Raw genomic sequence first — 17,237 nt, 5'->3', positions numbered from 1 at the left:
CTCTAAAATTATAGGCTGTATTTAAGACCTAAAGTTAATCCTAAACCTGAAATTCCAACGTAAGAACTTAATTCATCCATTGGTTTAGTTTGATCAACTCCATTTGGATTAGTTAAAGCATTATTAGAATTAACATCTAAATGATCTTGATAATTTGTATGATTTGAAGCTGTTGAACCAGCTCTAAAGCTTGTTGTAGCATTTAATTTATCTACACCATTTTCAGTATAAATTGTAGTTTCTTTAGTTTTTCCATGTACAGTAAAGTTACGGTATTCTAATTCAGCAAAAGCAGAAATATGGCTTCCTAATTTATAAGATGTTCCTAAAGCTGCCATAAAACCAAGTGTTGCATTAGGTTTTACAACATCTTTTGAATAAGCATTTGTTGCTGCAACTTGATTAGCACCTACAAAAGACGTATAAGTTCTATCTGTTTTAATATCTAATGTACCGTGAATTGGAACAATAACCCCAACTTTTGTATATGGTTCAAAACCATGAGACTCACCTAAGAACATTACAATTGCAGGAGCTAAATCAAAAGCTTTAATTTCTCCATTAGCTGTAAAATCTACATAAGTTGCAACAGTTGTCTGTGGGTTATAAGAAGCAAGTCTATTTGTAGTTTGAGCCATAGTTTTCTCATTACTAACATAGTAATTTGCAGACATCTCAACTCCTAAACGAGCAGAAAAACGATAACCTGCAGTAATTCCTGATCTGAAACCTTGTCCAAAAGAACCTGTAACACTTTCTCTTGAAACTAATTTATTGTTAGTTAAAGTACCAGCATAAACATCTCTATTTGGTAATTGACCTCCTACAACAGGAAATTCTGTTGAAGCAGTTTGGTTAAAATAAGATGCTCCTAATTTAAAATACCAAGTTTCTGGTTTATCTGCTTTTTCTGTTTGCGCCATTGTGGCCATAGAGCAAACTAATAATCCTAATAAAAATAGGTTCTTTTTCATAATTCTGATTTAATTAATTTATACAAACATAGATTATTTTAACATAATCTTATAGTTTGCATTGTTAGACTTAGAACGAAATCGTTGTAATTTTGAGCAATATTACTAAAAAAGTATTATGCATGCATATTTTTAACTAAAAAAAAATGTATCCTATCAAATTTTAACTGTTAAAATTTAATTTAGCTTAAAATTAATCTGCATTTTTTCCAATTCCTGCAATAACTCCGTCGAAATCTTAATTTTTAACCTACGACTTGGCATCGATAGTTTTGTAACCACTTTTATTTCTTCAACTTCATTTACCTCTTGAATTTTAGTTTCTTCAAGTGCCGTATCGCCATCTTCGGCTTCATCTGCAAAAACTGCATCATCGCTTTCTTCAAAATCAGTTGGCGTTTCGACCTCAACCAGACGTTTAATTTTTTCCAACTCCATGATTTCAAATGTCACAGAATTATCTCCTTTATTTTCATTAAATAATTGACTCAGATTATGTATAAACTCTTCCTGCAAGTCTTTTATATTCAATAATAAAATCAATTTCTTGGCAAAAGCCTCCAGAATATCCTGCAATTGTCTTATCTCAACAAATTGCATTCTTGGATCTGATTTTTTACCTGTATCGTGATTTACCCAACCGTCTTTTATTAAAATTTTCAGGAAAGCAAAATTATTCTGAATCAGGAAATGGCGGAACTTTAGATATTCTTCACCAAAAATCTTAAACTCAAAACTTTCATCATATCCTTCTAAATTAAATACCGCCCAGCCTTTTCCGTTTTTGGCCACACGATGCTGAACGTTATTTATGATTCCGGCAAAATTTAGATTTTTACCCACATATTCGTTCATACTCTTCAAGGCTTCTAATCGGGCGTTGCAGAAGTATTTCATCTCATATCTAAAATCGTCCAGAGGATGTCCGGAAATATAAATTCCGACAACTTCCTTTTCTTTGGCTAGTTTTTCCATCGTGCTCCAGTCTTCACATGGCGGCACAACAGGTTCATCAATTTGCACTTCACTTGTTTCTCCAAACAAACTTACTTGCGATGAATTTTCGTTTTCCTGAAACTTCGATCCGTAACGAATTGCTTTTTCATAAAACGTAATTCCATCACCATCATCATGAAAATATTGCGCTCTGGTCGTTCCTTCAAACGAATCAAAACCTCCGGCAAGTGCTAGATTTTCGATTGCTTTTTTATTGGCTGAACGCAAATCAATACGTTTTGCCAAATCAAAAATCGACTTATATCTTCCGTCTTTTCTGTTTTCTACAATAGTTGCAACAGCTCCGGAACCAACACCTTTGATAGCGCCCATTCCAAAACGTACTGCATATTCATCATTTACCGTAAATTTATAATAGGATTCATTGACATCCGGTCCTAAAACCTGTAATCCCATTCGTTTACATTCTTCCATAAAAAATGATACTTGTTTAATATCATTCATATTATTCGAAAGTACCGCCGCCATATATTCTGCCGGATAATGCGCTTTTAAATATGCCGTTTGATAAGCAATCCAGGCATAACAAGTCGAGTGCGATTTGTTGAAGGCATAACTCGCAAATGCTTCCCAGTCTTTCCAGATTTTCTCTAATACTTTTGCATCATGGCCTTTTTTTGCTGCTTGTTCAACGAATTTAGGCTTCATTTTATCCAGCACGTCCTTCTGCTTCTTACCCATCGCCTTACGCAAAACGTCTGCCTCACCTTTTGTAAAGTCAGCCAGCGATTGCGACAAAAGCATTACCTGCTCTTGGTAAACCGTAATTCCATAGGTTTCTCCTAAATATTCCTCACACGCATCTAAATCGTATTTGATTTCTTCTTCCCCATTTTTCCTTCTTACGAAAGACGGAATATACTCCAAAGGTCCCGGACGATATAAGGCGTTCATTGCAATTAAATCTCCAAAAACCGTTGGCTTCAGATCCTTCATGTATTTCTGCATTCCGGGCGACTCGTATTGGAAGATTCCAACCGTTTCTCCTCTCTGGAAAAGTGCATACGTTTCGACATCATCAATCGGGAAAGTATCCGGATCTAAGTCAATTCCGTTTCTATATTTTACCAGTTTAACGGTGTCTTTTATCAGCGTAAGGGTCTTCAGACCCAAGAAGTCCATCTTCAGCAATCCTGCACTTTCTGCAACCGAGTTATCAAACTGTGTTACATATAAATCAGAATCTTTTGCAGTGGTCACAGGAACGAAATTCGTAATATCCGATGGCGTAATGATTACACCACAGGCGTGAATTCCAGTATTTCGCATTGATCCTTCAAGGATTTTTGCCTGTTGAATCGTTTCTCCAGCCAAATCATCTTCATTGGCAATGGCGATTAATTCTTTTACATTATCATACTCATCAGAACGAAGCGCTTTTTTAACCTCCTCTTCGCTTTCAGAAATAAAACGCGCCAGATTCCATTTTGATGGCATCATTGCCGGAATCAGTTTTGCAATTCTATCGGCTTCAAATAATGGTAAATCCAATACACGCGCCGTATCACGAATCGCAGATTTGGTTGCCATTTTACCATACGTAATAATTTGCGCAACCTGATTTTGACCGTATTTATTAATTACGTAATCCATAACACGACCACGACCCTCGTCGTCAAAATCGATATCAATATCGGGCATCGATACACGGTCAGGATTCAGGAAACGCTCAAAAAGCAAATCGTACTTAATAGGGTCAATATTGGTAATTCCTAAACAATACGCCACGGCAGAACCCGCAGCAGATCCACGACCGGGACCAACCGAAACGTCCATTTTTCTAGCTTCGGCAATGAAATCCTGAACGATCAAAAAGTAACCTGGATATCCTGAATTCGAAATGGTCAATAACTCAAAATCCAAACGTTCCTGAATCGATTCTGTAATCTCGCCATATCGTTTTTGAGCCCCAACCATTGTTAAGTGTCGCAGGTATTTATTTTCACCACGAACGCCACCATCAGCCTCATCTTCTACAACTACAAACTCTTCTGGAATATCAAATTTAGGAAGCAATACATCACGATAAAGCGAATAAACCTCAACCTTATCGACAATTTCCTGTATATTAATAATCGAATCAGGTAAATCGGCAAAGAGTTTTTTCATCTCTTCTCCTGACTTATAATAGTATTCCTGATTGGGTAATCCGTAACGATATCCACGACCACGACCAATTGGTGTAGCTTGTTTTTCACCATCTTTTACACACAGCAAAATGTCGTGCGCATTGGCATCTTCTTTATTTAAGTAATAGGTGTTATTTGTCGCAATTAATTTGACATCATGTTTTTGAGAAAATTCAATCAGGGTTTTATTTACACGATTTTCATCTTCCTGATTGTGACGCATAATCTCCAGATAGAAATCATCGCCAAATTGTTCTTTCCACCAAATCAAGGCTTCTTCGGCTTGGTTTTCACCAATATTCAGAATTTTACTCGGAATCTCCCCGTATAAATTTCCGGACAAAACCATGATATCTTCCTTGTATTGTTCGATAATTTTTCGATCAATCCTCGGAACATAATAAAATCCGTTTGTAAAAGCGATCGACGACATTTTTGCCAGATTGTGATAGCCATTTTTATTTTTGGCTAACAATACAACCTGATTTCCGTTGTCTTTTTTACTCTTATCTAAGTGATTATCGCAGACATTAAATTCGCAACCTACAATTGGTTTTATTTCGGTTTCTGTTGGTTCTTCACCAGCATCAACCAAAGCTTTATTTTTTCCGGATGCAGCTTTATTGTGGTTCATTACAGCGCTCACAAAATGGAAAGCTCCCATCATGTTTCCGGTATCTGTCATGGCAACGGCAGGCATTCCGTTTTTGGCCGTAGCCGCAACAATATTCCCAATACCTATAGTTGATTGAAGAACCGAAAACTGTGTATGATTGTGTAAATGCGCATATTTTGCCTCTTTAAAATCTTCTCTGTCAGAATGTGAAACTGTGGTTTCTTTACCAACCGATTCTAAAGCTTTTAGCTGCTCTCTGATTTTATCAGAAGCTGCTTTTAAATTGATGTGTTTTAATCCAATTAATGGAAATTCCTGAGGATTTCTATTCTGAAATTCCTTGAAATAATCCTTCTGAACATCCAGTTCTTCTTTGGTAAAAACCTCTCTTCTAATTAACTCCAGAAAACAACGCGTAGTTGCCTCAACGTCGGCAGTTGCATTGTGCGCTTCTGCGAAAGGTTTATTAAATAGATAACTGTGTAATTCTGTTAAAGTTGGTAATTTAAACTTACCTCCACGACCTCCGGGAAGTTGTAATAATGAAGCCGTAACCTCTGTACAAGTATCTAGAACCGGCATTGAACTCATAGGAGAATCAACTCCCATTCTATGAAATTCGGCTCCCATGATATTAACGTCGAAACCTAAATTCTGACCAACAATAAATTTGGTTTTGCTTAAAGCTATATTGAATTTCTCCAAAACTTCAGCCAGCGTGATTCCATCGGCTTCAGCCAATTCGGTCGAAATTCCGTGAATACGTTCGGCATCATACGGAATATTAAATCCGTCAGGTTTAACCAAGTAATCCTGATGTTCGATCAATTGTCCCATTTCGTCATGAAGCTGCCATGCGATCTGAATGCAGCGAGGCCAGTTATCAGAATCGGTTATTGGAGCATCCCAACGTTTTGGTAATCCAGTAGTTTCGGTATCGAATATTAAGTACATAGGTTCAAATAGGCAAAATTAAAGCTCCAAATTCTAAGTGTTTATCGATATAAATCATTGATTCTATGAACTATAAAAAAACTTAAAATATAAAATGGAGGAAGTTCAAATTTAGTCATTTTTTGGAGAAAGAAAACGGATTAATGTTCAAAAAATCATTCTTATCAACTAATCAACTTTTCTCTTAAAATACATAAAATTTCATAAAAATCACTTCTTTGGATGTCGTAGTATTTCAATTAAAAAATCATAAAAAAACTTACTCTGAAATCTTTCTTCAGCATCAGCAAAAAGGCTTTTTATTTGAAATATCAAAAACCAAGAAACAAATTCAAAACTAACAATTATTACTATTTTTACCTAATTTGTTACATTTTTTCGAATGAAATCTTATATTTTATAGTGATTATGAGGTAAATTTGCAAACTATTAAAATTAAAAGCAATTAGATAAAAATTAAGCAAAAAAAGAAAAGCAAAAGCAATTTAGGGCTCATTTTATAACCAAACTGACTTTATAAAAAGCGAATCGCAATTTGTATTTTAGTTTGGGTATCGTATATAATGAAATATTGAAATTGACCACTTTGTATCTTTTTCTAATTTTGTTTTGCTATTATCAGGAATTGCTGTGATTATAGAAATTACAATTAAAAAAAATAAAAAATGAGTAAGACATTATTTGACAAAGTATGGGATTCACATGTAGTGCGTAAAATTGAAGATGGACCAGATGTGTTTTTTATTGACCGTCATTTCATTCATGAAGTTACGAGTCCTGTTGCTTTTTTAGGATTAAAAGCCAGAGGCGTTAAGGTTTTATACCCAGAACGTACTTTTGCAACTGCAGATCACAATACACCAACCATAAACCAACATTTACCAGTTGAAGATGCACTATCAGCAAATCAGCTTAAGGCTCTTGAAGATAATGCTGCCGAATACGGAATTTCGCACTGGGGATTAGGTCACATTAAAAATGGAATTGTACACGTAGTTGGTCCTGAAAACGGAATTACTTTGCCAGGTGCTACTATTGTTTGTGGAGATTCTCACACGTCTACTCACGGTGCTTTTGGAGCGATTGCTTTTGGTATTGGAACTTCTGAGGTTGAAATGGTGCTTTCTACACAATGTATTATGCAGCCAAAACCAAAGAAAATGCGTATCAACGTAAACGGCCAATTAAGTAAAGGTGTTGGTCCAAAAGACGTCGCTCTTTATATTATTGCTCAATTAACTACTTCTGGAGGAACTGGTTATTTTGTTGAATACGCCGGAGATGTTTTCGAAAATATGACTATGGAAGGCCGTATGACCGTTTGTAACCTAAGTATCGAAATGGGTGCTCGTGGTGGAATGATTGCTCCTGACCAAACTACTTTTGATTTCCTTGAAGGACGTTTATATGCTCCTAAAGGTGAAGCGTGGACAAAAGCTGTTGAATACTGGAAAACTCTAAAAACGGATGATGATGCTGTTTTTGATGCCGAATTAAACATCAAAGCTTCAGACATTGAACCAATGATTACTTATGGTACTAACCCTGGAATGGGAATTGGTATCTCAAAACATATTCCGAACGCCAATCAAGTTGAAGGTGGTGAGGAAACGTATAAAAAATCGCTTGCTTACATGGGCTTCCAGGAAGACGATGTTATGATTGGAAAACCAATTGATTATGTTTTCTTAGGAAGTTGTACAAACGGTCGTATTGAAGATTTTAGGGCTTTCGCCGAAATTGTAAAAGGAAGAAAAAAAGCAGATAATGTTACCGCTTGGCTAGTTCCGGGTTCTCACGTTGTTGAAGCTCAGATTAAAGAAGAAGGTATTTTGGATATTCTTACAGAAGCTGGTTTTGTATTACGTCAGCCTGGATGTTCAGCATGTTTGGCAATGAACGATGATAAAGTTCCAGCCGGAAAATATGCAGTAAGTACATCAAACAGAAACTTTGAAGGTCGTCAGGGTCCTGGTTCAAGAACATTATTAGCAAGCCCGATTATGGCTGCTGCTGCTGCCGTTACAGGAAAACTAACAGATCCGAGAGAGCTTTTTTAAGAAGCTTTACGCTATAAGCAATAGGCTTTAAGCAAAAAACACATTACATAAATACTCTGTAGGAAAAGCCTAAAGCTTACAGCCTACAGCCTAAAGCAAAAAACAATGGCATACGATAAATTTAATATACTTACCAGCAGTGCAGTGCCACTGCCAATTGAGAACGTAGATACAGATCAAATTATTCCGGCTCGTTTCCTGAAAGCGACAAAACGTGAAGGCTTTGGAGACAATCTTTTTAGAGACTGGAGATATAATGGAGACGATTCTCCAAAAGCTGATTTCGTTTTAAACAATTCAACTTATAGCGGAAAAATCCTTGTTGGAGGAAAAAACTTCGGTTCAGGATCTTCAAGAGAACACGCTGCGTGGGCAGTTTACGATTACGGTTTTAGAGCTGTAGTTTCTAGTTTCTTTGCAGATATCTTCAAAGGAAACTGTTTAAATATTGGTGTTCTTCCAGTTCAGGTTAGCCCTGAATTTGCTGATACCATTTTTAAAGCAATAGAAGCTGATCCTAAAACTGAATTAGAAATCAACTTGCCAAACCAAACGATTACTTTATTGTCAACTGGTCAATCAGAATCTTTTGCGATTAACGGATACAAAAAGAACAATATGATTAATGGCTTTGATGACATTGATTATTTACAAAATATTAAAGAAGATATTGTGGCTTTCGCCGATAAACTTCCTTACTAAAAAGAAATCTCATTCAGTCTATTAGGCCCGACAGGTTTCAAAGCTTGTCGGGTCTTTCTAAATGAAATCGATCGAAAGAATATTTCAGAAATTAATCCGACAAAAAAATAAGTTTTAAATAATCCTATTGTAAATGAAAGGCAATAAACATATTGAAAGAGACGAAAATGCAACAAAAATATTCAACGATAGAAGTTTAGCCAAAAATTATAGAAATCTGACTCAGATTTTACAACCCGGAATAACCGTTTTAGATATTGGCTGCGGAACAGGTTCAATTTCAAAAGACATTGCAAATAATATTGGCCCAAACGGAAAAGTTATTGCCATTGACAATACAGAAAGCTTTATAAAAAGCGGTCAGGAATCTTATCAATCAGTTGCTAATTTAGAATTAATTGCTGTTGATTTATTTGATTACAACCCGGATATAAAATTTGATTTAATTGTTTCAGCCAGAACATTGCAATGGTTAAGCAACCCAAAAGAAGCTTTAATAAAAATGAAATCATTATTGAAGCCAAACGGTCAAATATCAATTCTGGATTATGATCACACCAATTTAATCTGGAATCCGTTGCCGCCAGAAAGCATGCAGGAGTTTTATAAAACTTTTTTGAAATGGCGGGCAGATGCCGGAATGAACAATAAAATAGGAGAAGATTTACCTCTGTTATTAAAAGAAGCAGGTTTTCATTCTATCGAAAAAATAAATTCAGATGAAGCTTACCTTCAGGCAGATGCTGATTTTAAATCGAAAATAGGTATTTGGTCCAAAGTTGCCGGATCCAGACAAATGGTCGAGGAAGGTTATTTAGAAGATGAATTAAGATTGAAGGCAATCGAAGAATACAATGACTGGATAGAAAATTCAGCCCTTTCGATGACTATGAAGCTAAACGAAGTAAGAGGAAAAATATAAAAATAACTATAATTCACTTTTTAAAGAAATATAGAAAATCAATATGGAAAAAAGAAAAATTGAAATAATGGATACGACGCTCCGTGATGGTGAACAAACCTCTGGAGTATCATTTTCTGCTGCAGAAAAACTAACCATTGCGCAATTGTTGTTGGAGGAATTAAATATTGATAGGATCGAAATTGCTTCGGCTCGCGTAAGCGAAGGAGAATTTCAAGCAGTAAAAGGCATTACAACTTGGGCAACCGAGAAAGGTTATATTAATCGTATTGAAGTACTTTCGTTTGTAGACGGAGGCGTTTCAATAGAATGGATGAAAAAAGCTGGAGCTAAAGTTCAAAATTTGTTGACCAAAGGTTCAATGAATCACTTGACACATCAATTAAAGAAAACTCCAGAGCAACACTTTGCTGAAATTGCACAAATCATTGCTTTAGCGAAAGAAAATAATATTGAAACGAATGTTTACCTGGAAGACTGGAGCAACGGAATGCGAAATTCTCCTGAATATGTTTTTCAATTTCTGGATTTCTTAGCCACTCAACCGGTTAAAAGAATTTTACTTCCTGATACTTTAGGCGTTTTAATTCCATCTTTAACTTTTGAATTTCTTTCAAAAATAAGAGCTCGATATCCTCAAATTCATTTTGATTTTCATGCTCATAACGATTACGATTTAAGTATCGCAAATGTTATGGAAGCCGTAAAAGCAGGCATAAACGGGCTTCACGTTACCGTAAACGGAATGGGAGAACGAGCAGGAAACGCACCACTTGAAAGCACGGTTGCTGTTATAAATGATTATTTACCAGAAGTTAGTATCAATATTAAAGAAACTTCTCTTTATACGGTAAGCAAACTGGTCGAAACCTTTACAGGATATAGAATTCCTGCCAACAAGCCAATTGTTGGTGACAATGTTTTTACACAAACTGCTGGAATCCATGCTGACGGTGATAATAAAAACAATTTATATTTTAATGATTTACTTCCGGAACGTTTCGGGAGAAAAAGAAAATACGCCTTAGGAAAAACTTCAGGTAAAGCCAATATCGAAAAAAATCTTCAGGAATTAGGTTTAAAATTAAATCAGGAAGATTTGAAATTGGTTACCCAAAGAATTATCGAATTGGGCGACAAAAAAGAAACCGTTACCAAAGAAGACCTTCCATACATTATTTCAGATGTTTTGGACAGTCATACTTATCAAGATAAAATTACAATTGAGTCGTATGTATTAATGCACTCAAAAGGAATGCGTCCGTCTACAACTTTACTTCTAAAAATTGATGACGAAATCATCGAAGAAAATGCACAAGGCGACGGTCAGTTTGATGCTTTTATGAATGCATTATCCAAAATTTATAAAAGTAAAAAACTAACACTCCCAAAATTGATTGATTATGCTGTTAGAATTCCACCAGGAAGTAGCTCTGATGCATTATGCGAAACCATCATAACCTGGACAAACAACGGAAAAGAATTTAAAACAAGAGGATTAGATTCAGATCAAACGGTTGCAGCTATTATCGCAACCCAAAAAATGTTGAATGTGATTCCTTAATATAGGGACAAAGGTTCAGAGTAACAAAGGCACAAAGGTTTTCTCTTTGTTACCTTAAACTTTGAGCCTTTGAACCTTTACCTCTTTGAACCTAAATAACAAACAAAATACTTAAAAAAAAATGAAATTTAACATAGCCCTTTTAGCAGGAGACGGAATTGGTCCTGAGGTAATTAATGAAGCTGTAAAAGTATCTGATGCTATTGCAAAAAAATTCAATCACGAAATAACCTGGACACCGGCTCTTACAGGAGCATGTGCTATCGATGCCGTTGGAGTTCCTTATCCTGACGAAACTCACGAAATTTGTATGGCTGCTGATGCTGTTTTATTTGGAGCAATTGGTCACCCGAAATATGATAACGATCCAAGCGCACCAGTTCGTCCGGAGCAGGGATTATTGTTGATGCGTAAAAAATTAGGATTGTTCGCTAACGTACGCCCGACCTTTACATTTCCTTCTTTAATTGACAATTCTCCTTTAAAAAGAGAAAGAATCGAAGGAACTGATTTGGTTTTCTTAAGAGAATTAACAGGTGGAATCTACTTTGGAGAAAAAGGAAGAAGAGACGACGGAGAAACTGCTTTTGACAACTGTGTTTACACAAGAGCCGAAGTTCAACGTTTGGCTAAAAAAGGTTTTGAATTAGCGATGACTCGTAGCAAAAAATTATGTTGCGTTGATAAAGCTAACGTTCTGGAAACTTCACGTTTGTGGAGAGAAACGGTTCAGGCAATGGAAAAAGATTATCCGGAAGTTACTGTTTCTTACGAGTTTGTTGATGCTGTTGCGATGCGTTTGGTTCAATGGCCAAACTCTTATGATGTATTGATTACAGAAAACTTATTTGGAGATATCTTAACTGATGAAGCTTCTGTAATTTCTGGTTCTATGGGATTAATGCCTTCTGCTTCTGTTGGAGAACATACTTCGTTATACGAACCAATCCACGGATCTTACCCTCAGGCAACAGGATTAAATATTGCAAATCCGTTGGCAACTATTTTATCTGCGGCAATGATGTTCGAAGATGCTTTTGGACTAAAAGACGAAGCCGAAGCTATCAGAGCCGTTGTAAACAAATCATTAGAGCAAGGAATAGTTACAGAAGATTTAGCTGCAAAAGGAACTAAAGCTTACAAAACCAGCGAAGTTGGAGATTGGCTTGTAGCTAACTTATAGTTAATTTTTGTTTGTTTCAGGTTTCAAGTTTCAGGTTTTCCAACTTGAAACTTGAAACAAATAAAACCTGAAACAAAATTTACGGCATAAAAAAAGGGATCAATTTACATTGATCCCTTTTATATATTTAGAAAAAAATATTAATATCCTCCTCTGTTACCACCACGGTCATTTCCACCACGGTTGTTTCCTCCACCATAACCTCCGCGTGAATCTCCACCACGGCTGTTATTGTTGAAGCTTCTTCTTTCACCTTCAGGCTTTGGCTCAGATTTATTAACAACAATTGCACGACCTTGAACAGTAGCTCCGTTCAATTCATCAATTGCTTTTTGAGCTTCAGCGTCGTTTGGCATCTCAACAAAACCAAAACCTTTGCTTCTTCCTGTAAATTTATCAGTAATGATTTTAACTGAATCTACTGCTCCGTAAGCCTCGAAAGACTCTCTTAAATCTGCTTCCTCAATACTGAATGGAAGGCTTCCAACAAAAATGTTCATATGTACTTATTTATAATAATGTAGCAAATGTAGTCTTATTTTTCTCTAATCTACTATATATTAGTTTATTTATGTTTTTATTTTGATTTAAAAAATCAAAAAGTAACAAAATCAATCCATCGCAAATGAAATTACAAATGATTCGTTATCTCACTAAACTGAATTGGAACTTTATAAAAAACACCCTCGGTAAAAGTGATCTTTGGATTTTCAGTATCATTTATGTTTTCGTTTATAGCATTAAACTTAAATGTCCCGGAAATTGTCTTATTTTCTAAATTATATTCTGTAATAACAATCTGTCCGTCTACTCCTTTTGTACCTGTAGAAAATGCTACAAACTGAGCAGGAAACGTATTAGAATAAATCGCTTTCGAAGCATCATTAACACCAAGAAGATAAGTCCCTTTCATTGGAGATGCTGTTTGCAATAATACTTTTTCATATCCCAAAGAACCTTCTATAATCATAGTGCCGCCATCTCCACTATAAGCTTTATAAGCATTAGCTCTCCAAAAAACATTGTCTTTTAAACTTTGAAACGCCGGATTATTGAATTTCACATCTTCAGTGCAAGATGTTAGTAATAAGACAAATGATATTAAGTAAAAATATTTTTTCATATTAGAATGAATTTGGAGCAAAAATACCGCATTTAAGATATATAATTTAAAAAACGGAGTTAAAAACGGCAAAAAATGAACAAAAATCTATTTTCGACATAATTAATAAAGTTTGAAACGCATTATTCACAAAAAAATTATATCTTTGCGCCCTTAATTAACAGAGGTCGAGTACCTCAAAATTTAATCATACGATTATGTCAGTAAAAATTAGATTACAAAGACACGGTAAAAAAGGAAAACCTTTTTACTGGGTTGTAGCTGCAGATGCACGCTCAAAAAGAGATGGTAAATACTTAGAGAAAATCGGTACTTACAATCCAAACACAAACCCAGCAACTATCGACTTAAACCTTGATAGTGCAGTTAAATGGTTACACAATGGTGCACAACCAACTGATACTGCTAAAGCAATTCTTTCTTACAAAGGTGCTTTATTGAAACACCACCTTGATGGAGGTATTCGTAAAGGTGCTTTAACTCAAGAGCAAGCTGATGCAAAATTAGCTGCTTGGTTAGAAGCTAAAGCTGGAAAAGTTGATGCTAAAAAAGACGGTTTAACAAAAGCGCAAGCTGATGCAAAAGCTAAAGCTTTTAAAGCAGAACAAGAAGTTAACGCTAAACGTTTAGCTGCTGCAGCTCAGGCTGAAGCTGACGCTATCGCTGCTGCAACTCCTGCAGTTGAAGAAGAAGTTGCTGAAGTTGAAGCGGAAGCTGCTACTGAAGAAGCTCCTGCTGCTGAAGAAAATAACGAAACAACTGAAGCATAATTATATTTAGCGAGAATGCGTAAAGAAGAATGTTTTTATTTAGGTAAAATCGCTAAAAAATTTAGTTTCAAAGGTGAAGTTCTGGCTTATTTAGACACGGACGAACCTGAGTTATACGAAAACTTGGAATCAGTGTTTGTTGAATGCAACAAACACTTGGTTCCTTTTTTTATTGAAAAAAGCTCGCTACACAAAAACGACTTTCTTAGAATTCGTTTTGAAGATATGAATACCGAAGAAGATGCAGATGCTATTATGGGCAATGCAATTTATCTTCCTTTAAATATGTTACCAAAACTTTCCGGTAACAAATTTTATTTCCACGAAGTAATAGGTTTTGAAATTGAAGATCAACGAGTAGGTGTTTTTGGGAAAATTGTTGCCGTAAACGATACTACAGCCCAACCTCTTTTTGAAGTTTTGAATGGCGAAGTCGAAATGTTAATTCCGATGATCGACCATTTCCTTGTAAAAATTGATCGTGAGAATAAAAAGGTAATTATGAATTTGCCAGAAGGGCTTGTTGAAATGTACCTTTAATTAGGTTTTTAGACTTCTTAGATTGTTGGATTTTTAGATTATATTTAATTTCTAAAAAACCCAATTATTAACCTATAATCATAAATCAAAATGTTTCAGTTTAAGCAATTTTCTGTAAAACAAGACAAAACCGCTATGAAAATAGGAACCGATGGTGTTTTACTTGGCGCCTGGGCTCCGATAAATCACAATCCGTTTAGTATTTTAGATGTTGGTGCAGGAACCGGGATTATTGCTCTAATGCTTTCTCAACGAACTCATGCTCAACAAATTGACGCTCTTGAAATTGACGAAGATGCCTATGAACAAGCTGTAGAAAACTTTGAAAACTCACCTTGGGGAGATCGTTTATTCTGTTTTCATGCCGGTTTAGATGAGTTTATTGAAGAACCGGAAGACGAATACGATTTGATTGTTTCTAATCCTCCATTCTATGCTGAAGATTATAAAACAGATAATGAGCAACGTGATTTAGCACGTTTTCAAGATGCAATGCCATTTGAGGAATTAATAGAAGCTGCCGATTTACTACTTTCTGAAAACGGAATATTTGCTTTAATTATTCCATTTAAAGAAGAAGAAAATTTTATCGCTTTAGCTAAAGAATCAGAATTATATCCAACCAAAATTACAAGAGTAAAAGGAACTCCAAAATCTGAAATCAAACGCAGTTTATTGGCTTTTAGCCGAAATGAAACCTCTGAAATTGAAATCGATGAATTAATTATCGAAATCGACAGACACGTTTATACTCCCGAATATATTGAATTGACGAAAGAATTTTATTTGAAGATGTAAAAGCATCTTTGACAAAGTTTAGAACTTTGTCAAAGGTTACCTTAAAAATCCGTTATTTTTTAAATATTAATTATTCTCCATTCTTAACAAAAAGAATCGCTCGCTCCAAAGCCTCATCTTTACCTTGTTGAATACCTAAAATAGTTGGTTTTATCTCAATATCAGGAACAATACCAATACGTTGTGTTTCTTTTCCATTTGGATAAAAGATACCAAAACCGGTAAATACTGTATTGTACCCTTTTATAATTTCATATTTGCAAACTCCACCATCAGCACCTGCTGTTTGGCTTCCAATAACTGTCGCATTTGGAGCAGCCTGCAAGCACATTACCAAATGTTCTCCGTGACTTTGAGTAAATTCATTTTCCAGAATGATTACCTTGCCTTTATAATAATCCGGATTTGTTTTGCCTGTTTTTTGATCCTCTCTCCAAATAAAACGTCCGGGATAAGTTAAATCCACATCAATAAATTTTGCATAAGCTTTATTTTCCGGATATAAATATTCTGCAAGAGCTTCTTCAATATTAGGTTCCTGAGGATAATGTCTCGCATCATAAATAATAGCTGTTGTGTTCTTAAATTGCTTCATAACACCAGGAAGTTCTTTTTCGTTAATTGATTCAACATCAATATATCCGATGTTGTTTTTCAAAAGTTTCCATTTTTCTTTATCTGGAAATTGAATCCTTAAATCACGATATTTATATCTTTTAATTGTTTTTCCTGAAGTCTTGTTTTCTCTGCTAAATTCAATTTCGATCGACTCTGTTTTTCCATTAAAAACAGCCCAATAAATATTTTTTAAAATTGCAGGTTCGTTTGATCCTTCCGCATATTTAAGATTTTGATTAATTAAATCAGCAACGGTTTTTCCATTTACTTTTGTGATGACATCTCCAACTCTAACATCGTCATTTTTAGCCAATGAATCATTTTTAAACTTGACAACAACAGCCTTGTTGTCAATAAATGCAACATCAAAAGCAACAAATTTATCTCCAAAATAATCATAAAGCTTATTTGTAGAAGTAGAAGCATGAGTGTCGTCTAATTTTATTGAAATTTCACGCATTGCCAAAACAAAATCCATCTCTGATTCAGTAGTTACAAATTTTGGAAGCATTTCGGTTAAAACAGCATCCCATTTTTGATCCATTTTATATTTGTAAGGAAAAAAATATTCCATTTGATTCCAATATCTAAACAAGGCTAATAATCGAAGATTCTTATCTGTCCATTTGAAATCAGGATATTTAACTTCGTTTTGAACTTTTATATAAGGATCTGATGTATAATAATATTGCTTTCCCTGAATTCTGTTTTCTTCAATAAATTTTAGTTTTTTTGAAAGTGATTTTGAGAATAAATCATTCTTTGAGATCCACAACAAATCGAAATTTTTATCAAAGTAATTTACTTTTGAAGCAGGTTTTTCAGTTTTATATGCTTTTACCTCTCCTAGTGAAGTAATCCAGTTTTCGATCACTAAAGAAAATGCTTCTGCCGATTGCGCTTCTTCAATTTTTGGTAAAACCTGAAATAATTGTTCATCCCAATTTTTGCTCCCGTCAGCCACATTTGGATGATAATATTTTAGAAAGCCCCAAATTTTGCAGGTTGCGGCTAATTTTTGGGTTTCGGTTATTGGTTTTGAAAAAGAAATTTGAAATAATAAAACAAGAACTAAAAGAAAAATTTTCTTCATTCGAAAAAACGGTTATGGTTAGTTAAATAGTTATGGTTAATTTTAAACTTGCTCGAAAATACTTTTAAACTGATACAAAATTCTCTCTATCAATCGTAAATCTTCGGTTACAATTTCGGCGCTCCCTTTCATTTCCTGCTGAAATACAATTTGTTTTTTATAGGAAGTTTCCAA

At 34.9% G+C, this 17,237-nt stretch carries 13 protein-coding genes and 1 pseudogene; 8 read left to right on the top strand and 6 right to left on the bottom strand.

Features of this window, described 5'->3' with window-relative positions; all coding sequences use genetic code 11:
* Positions 1–8 precede the first annotated feature (8 nt).
* Together LPB88_RS00070 and dnaE are read right to left on the bottom strand one after the other, a co-directional pair.
* The gene (locus LPB88_RS00070) at positions 9–974 is read right to left on the bottom strand and encodes an outer membrane beta-barrel protein (RefSeq protein WP_230711766.1); all 966 of its coding nucleotides are present in this window, start codon (positions 972–974) and stop codon (positions 9–11) included.
* Between the two features lie 177 nt (positions 975–1,151).
* Positions 1,152–5,690 (bottom strand): DNA polymerase III subunit alpha, encoded by a 4,539-nt coding sequence (dnaE, locus tag LPB88_RS00065; protein WP_230711765.1) that lies wholly within the window; start codon positions 5,688–5,690, stop codon positions 1,152–1,154.
* Positions 5,691–6,355: 665 nt separating this feature from the next.
* Here dnaE and leuC point away from each other — a divergent pair.
* From leuC to leuB, 5 genes are all read left to right on the top strand, one after another.
* Positions 6,356–7,750 carry a 3-isopropylmalate dehydratase large subunit gene (leuC, locus tag LPB88_RS00060; protein ID WP_230711764.1) on the top strand — a complete coding sequence of 465 codons (1,395 nt, stop codon included), beginning with the start codon at positions 6,356–6,358 and terminating at the stop codon, positions 7,748–7,750.
* A 105-nt stretch (positions 7,751–7,855) separates the two neighbouring features.
* Complete coding sequence (gene leuD, locus LPB88_RS00055; RefSeq protein ID WP_230711763.1) at positions 7,856–8,452, top strand: 3-isopropylmalate dehydratase small subunit; 597 nt, start codon at positions 7,856–7,858, stop codon at positions 8,450–8,452.
* A 133-nt stretch (positions 8,453–8,585) separates the two neighbouring features.
* Entirely contained in the window at positions 8,586–9,374 is a 789-nt protein-coding gene (locus tag LPB88_RS00050; protein ID WP_230711762.1) for a methyltransferase domain-containing protein, read from the top strand.
* A gap of 43 nt (positions 9,375–9,417) precedes the next feature.
* Positions 9,418–10,938, top strand: coding sequence for an alpha-isopropylmalate synthase regulatory domain-containing protein (locus tag LPB88_RS00045; RefSeq protein WP_230711761.1), 1,521 nt, complete (start codon positions 9,418–9,420; stop codon positions 10,936–10,938).
* A gap of 121 nt (positions 10,939–11,059) precedes the next feature.
* Positions 11,060–12,121, top strand: a complete 1,062-nt coding sequence (leuB, locus tag LPB88_RS00040; protein WP_230711760.1) for a 3-isopropylmalate dehydrogenase — start codon at positions 11,060–11,062, stop codon at positions 12,119–12,121.
* Positions 12,122–12,261: 140 nt separating this feature from the next.
* On the opposite strand, the gene LPB88_RS00035 is transcribed toward leuB, so the two are convergent.
* Both LPB88_RS00035 and LPB88_RS00030 read right to left on the bottom strand, forming a co-directional pair.
* Entirely contained in the window at positions 12,262–12,621 is a 360-nt protein-coding gene (locus LPB88_RS00035) for an RNA-binding protein (RefSeq protein ID WP_089350002.1), read from the bottom strand.
* 131 nt (positions 12,622–12,752) lie between these two features.
* Positions 12,753–13,244, bottom strand: coding sequence for a DUF6252 family protein (locus LPB88_RS00030; RefSeq protein WP_230711759.1), 492 nt, complete (start codon positions 13,242–13,244; stop codon positions 12,753–12,755).
* 197 nt (positions 13,245–13,441) lie between these two features.
* On the opposite strand from LPB88_RS00030, the gene LPB88_RS00025 reads away from it, so the two are divergent.
* From LPB88_RS00025 to LPB88_RS00015, 3 genes are all read left to right on the top strand, one after another.
* The gene (locus tag LPB88_RS00025; protein ID WP_089350004.1) at positions 13,442–14,014 is read left to right on the top strand and encodes a 30S ribosomal protein S16; all 573 of its coding nucleotides are present in this window, start codon (positions 13,442–13,444) and stop codon (positions 14,012–14,014) included.
* A 15-nt stretch (positions 14,015–14,029) separates the two neighbouring features.
* Complete coding sequence (gene rimM, locus LPB88_RS00020; RefSeq protein WP_230711758.1) at positions 14,030–14,554, top strand: ribosome maturation factor RimM; 525 nt, start codon at positions 14,030–14,032, stop codon at positions 14,552–14,554.
* Between the two features lie 90 nt (positions 14,555–14,644).
* Entirely contained in the window at positions 14,645–15,352 is a 708-nt protein-coding gene (locus tag LPB88_RS00015; protein ID WP_230711757.1) for a tRNA1(Val) (adenine(37)-N6)-methyltransferase, read from the top strand.
* 70 nt (positions 15,353–15,422) lie between these two features.
* On the opposite strand, the gene LPB88_RS00010 is transcribed toward LPB88_RS00015, so the two are convergent.
* Together LPB88_RS00010 and LPB88_RS00005 are read right to left on the bottom strand one after the other, a co-directional pair.
* Positions 15,423–17,063 carry a S41 family peptidase gene (locus LPB88_RS00010; RefSeq protein ID WP_230711756.1) on the bottom strand — a complete coding sequence of 547 codons (1,641 nt, stop codon included), beginning with the start codon at positions 17,061–17,063 and terminating at the stop codon, positions 15,423–15,425.
* A gap of 42 nt (positions 17,064–17,105) precedes the next feature.
* Positions 17,106–17,237, bottom strand: a pseudogene (locus LPB88_RS00005) (HlyD family secretion protein); the annotation flags it as partial.

Origin of the sequence: Flavobacterium sp. JAS (assembly GCF_020991455.1) — a bacterium.
Classification (GTDB): Bacteria; Bacteroidota; Bacteroidia; order Flavobacteriales; family Flavobacteriaceae; genus Flavobacterium.
This window is presented reverse-complemented; position numbering and strand designations above follow the sequence as displayed.

What these genes read in the sequence shown, in the direction of transcription:
- LPB88_RS00015 (WP_230711757.1), top strand. Translation starts at nt 14,645, where the DNA reads ATGTTTCAGTTTAAGCAATTTTCTGTAAAACAAGACAAAACCGCTATG.
- LPB88_RS00070 (WP_230711766.1), bottom strand. Translation starts at nt 974, where the DNA reads ATGAAAAAGAACCTATTTTTATTAGGATTATTAGTTTGCTCTATGGCC.
- LPB88_RS00035 (WP_089350002.1), bottom strand. Translation starts at nt 12,621, where the DNA reads ATGAACATTTTTGTTGGAAGCCTTCCATTCAGTATTGAGGAAGCAGAT.
- LPB88_RS00050 (WP_230711762.1), top strand. Translation starts at nt 8,586, where the DNA reads ATGAAAGGCAATAAACATATTGAAAGAGACGAAAATGCAACAAAAATA.
- dnaE (WP_230711765.1), bottom strand. Translation starts at nt 5,690, where the DNA reads ATGTACTTAATATTCGATACCGAAACTACTGGATTACCAAAACGTTGG.
- LPB88_RS00025 (WP_089350004.1), top strand. Translation starts at nt 13,442, where the DNA reads ATGTCAGTAAAAATTAGATTACAAAGACACGGTAAAAAAGGAAAACCT.
- leuD (WP_230711763.1), top strand. Translation starts at nt 7,856, where the DNA reads ATGGCATACGATAAATTTAATATACTTACCAGCAGTGCAGTGCCACTG.
- LPB88_RS00010 (WP_230711756.1), bottom strand. Translation starts at nt 17,063, where the DNA reads ATGAAGAAAATTTTTCTTTTAGTTCTTGTTTTATTATTTCAAATTTCT.
- leuC (WP_230711764.1), top strand. Translation starts at nt 6,356, where the DNA reads ATGAGTAAGACATTATTTGACAAAGTATGGGATTCACATGTAGTGCGT.
- LPB88_RS00045 (WP_230711761.1), top strand. Translation starts at nt 9,418, where the DNA reads ATGGAAAAAAGAAAAATTGAAATAATGGATACGACGCTCCGTGATGGT.
- rimM (WP_230711758.1), top strand. Translation starts at nt 14,030, where the DNA reads ATGCGTAAAGAAGAATGTTTTTATTTAGGTAAAATCGCTAAAAAATTT.
- LPB88_RS00030 (WP_230711759.1), bottom strand. Translation starts at nt 13,244, where the DNA reads ATGAAAAAATATTTTTACTTAATATCATTTGTCTTATTACTAACATCT.
- leuB (WP_230711760.1), top strand. Translation starts at nt 11,060, where the DNA reads ATGAAATTTAACATAGCCCTTTTAGCAGGAGACGGAATTGGTCCTGAG.